This is a genomic window from Kitasatospora sp. NPDC057512, assembly GCF_042802135.1.
Classification (GTDB): Bacteria; Actinomycetota; Actinomycetes; order Streptomycetales; family Streptomycetaceae; genus Kitasatospora.
This window is the reverse complement of sequence record NZ_JBHVET010000771.1, coordinates 1-3,834: the sequence shown is the minus strand read 5'-3', so window position 1 is coordinate 3,834 and position 3,834 is coordinate 1. Positions and strand designations below refer to the sequence as shown.

Here is a 3,834-nt window from a genome sequence, read left to right as displayed (position 1 = left end):
CCACCGTGGCGCGGAGAAGCACTCCGCCCACTGAGTCGCGCCGTACGCGGGGGCGGGTGGCCGGAGCGCGGCCGCCCGCCCCCGGCGCGTGATCCCCGACGCATGTCCCTGGCCGTGATCCCTGACGTGCGGTCAGGGACGTTTTCGGGGAATGCTCGGGGCCGCTCCCGGATGTCGCGGCCCGGCGCCGTCCCGAAGACTCTCTCCTGTCCGAGTGCCCGAGCCACCGCCGGCCGGGCGGGCCGCCGACCAGGGCGGTCCGACACCCGCCGGGCGAGCCGCCGTTGGAGAGACTCCCCATGAACACCCCTGCCCGTACCGGTCGTTGGTCCGCCCTCGTGGCGACCGGTGCGCTGCTCGCCGCCGCCACCGTCGGCGTCGCCACGATCGGTGCCGCGACCCCGGCCCTGGCCGCGACCGCCTCCCCGACCGCCTCCCCGGCCGCCTCCCCGACCGCCCTCGACACCACCGCCTCCGCCACGGCCCGACCCGGCCCGCTGGACCGGGAGTCGCTCGCCGAGACCCTCCACTCGCTGCCGGCCGGCGTCACCGGCGCGCTGGTCCGGGTCGGCGGCCGGGACGCCCGGTGGCGCGGCACCTCGGGGGAGGACGTGCCGGCGAACGCCCGGTTCCGGATCGGCAGCGTCACCAAGGTGTTCACCGCGACGGTGCTGCTCCAGCTCGCCGGCGAGGGCCGGGTCGACCTGGACGGCACCGTGCAGCAGTACCTGCCCGGACTGCTGCCGGCGGGCTACCCGCCGGTCACCGTACGGCAGTTGCTCAACCACACCAGCGGCCTGCCCGGGGGCGGCGGGATGACCTCCGGGGACGGCAGCACGGCGTGGTTCGCCGCGCACAAGGCGACCTCCTACAGCCCGCAGCAGGTGGTGGCGGACATGGTCGCCCAGCCGATGGGCTTCGCACCCGGCACCGCCCAGCAGTACAACGGCAACAACTACTTCGTCGCCGCGCTGGTGATCGAGAAGGTCACCGGCGACGACTACGCCGACCAGGTGCGGCGGCGCATCACCGGCCCGCTCGGCCTGCACGCCACCTACGTCCCGGCCGCCGACGACCTGACCATCCGCGGCCCGCACGCCACCGGCTACGTGGACGTCCGGAACGCCGACGGCAGCACCGCCCGGGTGGACGTCACCGAGCAGAGCCCGTACCCGTGGGCCGAGGGCGGCATGATCTCCTCCGCCGCCGACCTGGAGCGCTTCTTCGAGGCGCTCTACCGGGGCCGGCTGCTGCCGCCCGCCCAGCAGGCCGAGGCGTTCGCCGTCCCGGACCTGCCGAACGACCACAACAAGAACTGCGAGATCGGCCCGACCGCCGGGCACGCCTGCTACAGCACGGCCGGCCTGCTGCGCACCGTCCTGCCGAACGGCACCGAGGTCTGGGGCAAGAACGGCTCCCGGCCCGGCTACACCACCGGCGTCTTCGCCACCCGCGACTTCTCCCGCAGCGTGGTCGTCGGGCTCAACCCGACCGGCATCACCGGCGAGGAGTTCCCCACCCTGTGGAAGCTGGTGACCACCGGTTTCGGCTCCGGCCAGGCGTACGGGCAGCACTGAGCCCGCCGGTCCCGGGGGCGGTCGGCCGCCCCCGGGAGTGGCGGTCGGGGCGGCCGAGCCCGGCCGTGAGCACCAATGTCAGTGGTGTGCGCTACGTTCGTCGCGTTCACCAGGGCACACGGCAGGACGACGGGGGCGGGCGCACGATGGCCGACGTGATCACGGAGGAGCCGGTCGAGCTCCAACTGGAGCGGTACCGCACCGAGCTGACCGGCTACTGCTACCGCATGCTCGGCTCGGTCTTCGAGGCCGAGGACGCGGTGCAGGAGACCATGGTCCGCGCCTGGCGCGGGCACCGGGGCTTCGAGGGGCGGGCCGCGCTGCGCTCCTGGCTGTACCGAATAGCCACCAACGTCTGCCTGGACGCGCTGAACGGCCGCAACGGCCGGGCCCGGCCGATGGACCTGGCCGGCCCGGTCACGGTGGCCTCCGCGCACGGCACCCAGCTGCCCGAGGTGACGTGGATCGGTCCGGCGCCGGACGGCCGGGTGCTGCCCGAGACGGGGGATCCGGCCGAGGTGGCCGCCCAGCGCGAGTCGGTGAAGCTGGCCTTCGTCGCCGTGCTCCAGCGGCTCGCGCCCCGGCAGCGGGCGGTGCTGATCCTGCGCGAGGTGCTCGGCTGGAAGGCCGCCGAGGTGGCCGAACTGCTCGGCGTCACGGTGGCCTCGGTCAACAGCGCGCTCCAGCGCGCCCGGGCGGTGCTCGCCGCCGACGCCCCGGCGGCCCGGCCGGCCCCCGCACTGGACGAGGACCACCGCGCGCTGCTGGACCGCTACGTCCGCGCCTTCGAGGCGTACGACATGGACGGCCTCGCCGCGCTGCTGCACGAGGACGTCACGCTCAACATGCCGCCGTTCTCGATGTGGCTGCGCGGGCAGGAGGAGATCCGCGACTGGATGCTGGGCCCCGGGCACGGCTGCCGCGGTTCCCGGCTGCTCCCGGTGACGGCCAACGGCGGCCGGGCCTTCGGCCAGTACCGGCCGAGCCCGGCGGGCGGGTACGAACCGTGGTCGCTGATCACGCTGGAGGTGTCAGGGGGCCGGATCACCGGGGTCACCAACTTCCTGGACACCGAGGCGCTCTTCCCGATCTTCGGCCTCCCGCCCCGGCTGGCGGCCGAGTAGCTCCGCCAGGGCCGCTTCGTCCAGCGGATCGTCGGCCAACGGGTTGCCGTTCAGCGGGTCGTCGGCCAACGGGTTGCCGTCCAGCGGGTTGCTGTTCAGCGGGTCGTCGGCCAGCAGGTCGTCGTTCAGTGGATCGTCGGCCAGCGGATCGACCGCTCCCGGGAGCAGCGCCGCGAGCCCGCTGAACGCGAGCAGTTCCCGCAGCGGGCCGCTCGCGTTCAGCAGCACCACGCCCACCCGGTGCCGGGCGGCGGCCAGCCGGAGCCGGGCGAGGGCGTCGACGAGGGCGAGGTCGGGGGCGGTCAGCGCGCCCAGGTCACAGGTCAGTACGGCGTCGTATGGTGTGGTCCTCATGCGGGTTGGACCGTCGCGGCGCCGCCGACTCATCGGTCCGGGGACGAATCCGCCGCTCGGGTCCGGCGTCCGGTGGCAGAGTGGGACGACCGAACCGCCCTGCCCCAGGAGAAGCACCGTGACGGCTGAGCCCTTGAAGTCCCGCGAGGAATGGCTGGCGTCCCTGCCCCGGATCTACGCGGCGGCGGGCTGCCTGCTGCGGGACGAGTCCGGCCGGATCCTGATCGTGAAGGCCGGGTACCGCGAGCACTGGCAGTTCCCGGGCGGCACGATCGACCTCGGCGAGGGCCCGGTCGAGTGCGCCGTACGGGAGCTGGAGGAGGAGACCGGGATCGTCCGGGAGGCGGGCGAGCTGCTGGCCATCTCCTGGACCCACGCCTCGGCCGAACTCGACCACCCCGCCCAGCACTTCATGTTCGACTTCGGTACCGTCCCGGACGGCACCCCCGTGACCGTCCCGGCCGGCGAGCTGGACGACTACCGCTGGGCCGCCGGCGAGGAGGCGCTGGACCTGCTCGGCCCGGCCCGTTCGGCCCGGCTGCGGGCGGCGCTGGAGGCGTCGACCGACGGCCGGGTCCGTATCGTCACCACCCACGTCTCCGGTTTCTGACCCGACTGCCGATCCCACTGCTGATCCCACTGCCGATCCGACTGCCGATCCGACTACTGATCCGGGTTCCTGTCCGGGTTCCGGGCGGAAGTGCCCTGCGCCGGGCGGGAACTCCGCCCGGCGCAGGGCGCCGGTGGCTCACTGCTGAGGATCGGACTCCGTGCTCCGG

General features: G+C 74.2%; 4 protein-coding genes. 3 read left to right on the top strand and 1 reads right to left on the bottom strand.

The features are described 5' to 3' along the window. Positions 1-299: 299 nt before the first annotated feature. Both ACFU6K_RS33460 and ACFU6K_RS33455 read left to right on the top strand, forming a co-directional pair. Positions 300-1,577: a serine hydrolase domain-containing protein gene (locus ACFU6K_RS33460; protein WP_380669501.1), complete on the top strand. Its 1,278-nt coding sequence runs from the start codon at positions 300-302 to the stop codon at positions 1,575-1,577. A 146-nt stretch (positions 1,578-1,723) separates the two neighbouring features. Then, a complete protein-coding gene (locus tag ACFU6K_RS33455; RefSeq protein ID WP_380669499.1) occupies positions 1,724-2,701 on the top strand; it encodes a sigma-70 family RNA polymerase sigma factor in 978 nt (325 codons plus the stop codon). Here the strand turns inward: ACFU6K_RS33455 and ACFU6K_RS33450 are convergent. Beyond that, a complete protein-coding gene (locus ACFU6K_RS33450; RefSeq protein WP_380669497.1) occupies positions 2,609-3,055 on the bottom strand; it encodes a hypothetical protein in 447 nt (148 codons plus the stop codon). The two genes, ACFU6K_RS33455 and ACFU6K_RS33450, sit on opposite strands and share 93 nt — an antisense overlap. A gap of 118 nt (positions 3,056-3,173) precedes the next feature. Between ACFU6K_RS33450 and ACFU6K_RS33445 the strand changes: the two genes are divergently transcribed. Beyond that, complete coding sequence (locus tag ACFU6K_RS33445) at positions 3,174-3,665, top strand: NUDIX domain-containing protein (RefSeq protein ID WP_380669495.1); 492 nt, start codon at positions 3,174-3,176, stop codon at positions 3,663-3,665. Positions 3,666-3,834 lie beyond the last annotated feature (169 nt).

What these genes read in the sequence shown, in the direction of transcription:
- ACFU6K_RS33460 (WP_380669501.1), top strand. Translation starts at nt 300, where the DNA reads ATGAACACCCCTGCCCGTACCGGTCGTTGGTCCGCCCTCGTGGCGACC.
- ACFU6K_RS33455 (WP_380669499.1), top strand. Translation starts at nt 1,724, where the DNA reads ATGGCCGACGTGATCACGGAGGAGCCGGTCGAGCTCCAACTGGAGCGG.
- ACFU6K_RS33450 (WP_380669497.1), bottom strand. Translation starts at nt 3,055, where the DNA reads ATGAGGACCACACCATACGACGCCGTACTGACCTGTGACCTGGGCGCG.